The sequence below is a fragment of the Streptomyces sp. NPDC006476 genome, from assembly GCF_040612015.1.
In the GTDB taxonomy this organism is placed as follows: domain Bacteria; phylum Actinomycetota; class Actinomycetes; order Streptomycetales; family Streptomycetaceae; genus Streptomyces; species Streptomyces griseorubiginosus_B.
The window spans coordinates 1-2312 of sequence record NZ_JBEXPK010000251.1; the positions used below are offsets into that span (position 1 = coordinate 1).

1 protein-coding gene and 4 pseudogenes are annotated in these 2312 nt (G+C 69.4%); 1 reads left to right on the forward strand and 4 read right to left on the reverse strand.

The window, feature by feature from the left end:
• The 4 genes and pseudogenes from ABZZ74_RS53670 to ABZZ74_RS53685 form a co-directional block, all read right to left on the reverse strand.
• A pseudogene (locus ABZZ74_RS53670) lies at positions 1–251 on the reverse strand (hypothetical protein); the annotation flags it as partial.
• Positions 252–370: 119 nt separating this feature from the next.
• A pseudogene (locus ABZZ74_RS53675) lies at positions 371–502 on the reverse strand (transposase); the annotation flags it as partial.
• Between the two features lie 1174 nt (positions 503–1676).
• Positions 1677–1862 (reverse strand): hypothetical protein, encoded by a 186-nt coding sequence (locus ABZZ74_RS53680; protein WP_356951377.1) that lies wholly within the window; start codon positions 1860–1862, stop codon positions 1677–1679.
• A 44-nt stretch (positions 1863–1906) separates the two neighbouring features.
• A pseudogene (locus ABZZ74_RS53685) lies at positions 1907–2217 on the reverse strand (transposase); the annotation flags it as partial.
• 1 nt (position 2218) lies between these two features.
• Between ABZZ74_RS53685 and ABZZ74_RS53690 the strand changes: the two are divergent.
• Positions 2219–2312 (forward strand): annotated as a pseudogene (locus ABZZ74_RS53690) (roadblock/LC7 domain-containing protein); the annotation flags it as partial.

Consider the following 2312-nt stretch of genomic DNA (forward strand, 5'->3'; position numbering starts at 1 on the left):
AACCCTTCGACCGAAGACGACCAGGGGGGGGGGCGCGCCCCCCCCCCCCGGCGGCGGGTCTCGCACAGCAGGCACAAATCGCGCCCGCTCCCGTCCACTGGCCCGGTCGGATGCCCCAGGCATCGCGTCGTGGGCTTCGGCTTGGACACCGACTCCTCCAACTGCGCCATGGCCCGGGTCAGATCCGCCCGGATCTCGTGCAGCTTCACATCCGTCGTCTCGCTGGTCAGCTCTTCGCCGCGCTCGCCCAGCGACTCTGCTGCTCAATTGGTGAGGTTTACGCGGTGAGTCGGTAGGCGAGGCGTTCGAGGCGGCTGGTGCGGATCCGGCGCAGGGGTTGGTCGCTCCAGTAGGCGTCGAGGCGCACCATGTTGACTGCGGCCGCGGAGAAGGCGTGTTGGAGGCGGACCTTGGGTGGCCCTCGGTAGCGGGCCCGGCGCAGGCCGGTGACGTGCAGGGTCTGGTTGACGGTGCCCTCGATGCCGGCGCGCAGGGCGTACTTGGCCCGCCAGGCGGATCCGGGGCAAGGTCGCGGCGGCCGTCTCCGGGGTGCGGGTCATGAGGTGGCGTCCTGTTGGAGGTAGGCGGTAGGGCGTGGATCGCGGGCCGGGCGGCGTACAGGGTGGCGGGCAGCGCTTCGGTGGTGCGCCAGATCCGGCGGGTGCGATGCTGGCGGCGGTCGGAGGTGAAGTCGAGGGGCACGTCGGCGAGTTCGCGGTGGGCAAGGGCGGCCGCAAGGTGTGCGGGTGGCTGCTCCCATACGACGTCCCGCCGGGCCGGCCCCGCGTTGCGCAGCCAGAGGGCACCGCCAGGAGCAGGGGAAGGGCGGGGTATTCGTGGGTATGGCGTCGGCTGAGAGTGCGGGCGGGTCGTATGACTCTGGCGGGGACGGGAGGCCACGGGTAATTGTGGAGGAACCGCAGCGTGAGGTGAGGTCACATCGCCCGAGCACTCGGTGGGGAGTGTGTTGCTGTGGTGTGCATACGGCCGGGGCGTCCCTTCTCCCGGCGCGCCCCGGGCCGTATCTCTTCTGATACTGCCCGTCTGGTATCTGCCCCCCGGCTGGGCCGGTGAGTGGTGTCGGCGAGCGGTCCCGCAGGTGGACGTACTCCGGCACCGTTTGTGTACTGCGCCGTTGCGGGCATGACGAAGCGTCGCGTGCACGGTCGGTGGACGAACACCTGGCCTGGCCCGACAGGTGCCGGGCAGTGCCCTGGATCCGTGACCAACAGGGTCTGGCTGCTGCTGAGACTGAGCATGGCGTTGGGCGCCTGGGTACCCCGCGGACACTGATTGCGGGCACCTGCGCGTGACAGCGGGCCCTCTCTCGGCGACGGTGAATCAGCCGCCGTCGACACCCTGGTGTGCGGGCTGGGTAGGGACAGTGCGGTCACCGCGCGCAGTTCGGCTACGAACCGGCAAGCCTCAACTGCCGGTGGCTCACGAGCATGTTATCGCTTCGGGGTGTGGCCAGTGGTTCGTAGAAGGTGACTCCCTGGCAGGCCCCCGGTACCGGTGACTGCTGCACCCATGAGTGTGCCAACGCCGAGTACGCCACTTCCGTCCGGGACAGTGACAGGGGGGAGGCCGCGAGCCTTCTCTCGGTGCGGGCTTGATCAGGTCAAGTGCGTGGTCGGGTGTGACCGGCAGTGATCGACTGCGGCAGCGTGGTTGCGTCAGCCGGCGAGTTCGGCGAGCGCGAGGGCCGTGTTGCGCAGACTGGCCCTGGTGCGTGGCGCGTTGCCTGTGCGGATCTTCGAGGCGTCTTCGCGCAGTGTCACGTCGCGCAGGTGGTGCGGGGCCTCCACTCCCCAGTGCTCGCGGATGTGTTCGCCGAGCTGGGCAGCGGTGACCTGGTACATCGTCAGTCAGTGAGAGCTTGAAGTTCTCCCCTCCCTTCGCGAGCTCAGGGAGGGGATTCCTGTCTACCTTGCTGCGGCAGGTTTGACGGTTTACCCGCCCTGCGACCGCGCCTTCCGGCGGCCGGGACCTCCACGATGACGTGGCCGGTCCGGTACAGGTGCACGATGTTCCTCGCGGCGTTCCAGTCGGCGTTCGCTGTCCAGCCGCAGTCGGGGTTCTTGCAGGCGAACAGTTCCTGGCTCTCTCGGCTGCCGGGGGGTGGTGAATCCGCAGGCTGAGCACCTCTGGGAGGTGTGTGGGGGGGGCGGGGACCTTGACGAGCCGGCCGCCGTAACGGGCGCTCTTGTACGTCAGCGCCGCCGGCATCCAGTCCCTGTCGCACGGCGCCTCCATGGAGTTCGGCGACGGCAGCGGAGGCGTGCGCTCGGCGATGACGGAGTTCTACGGCG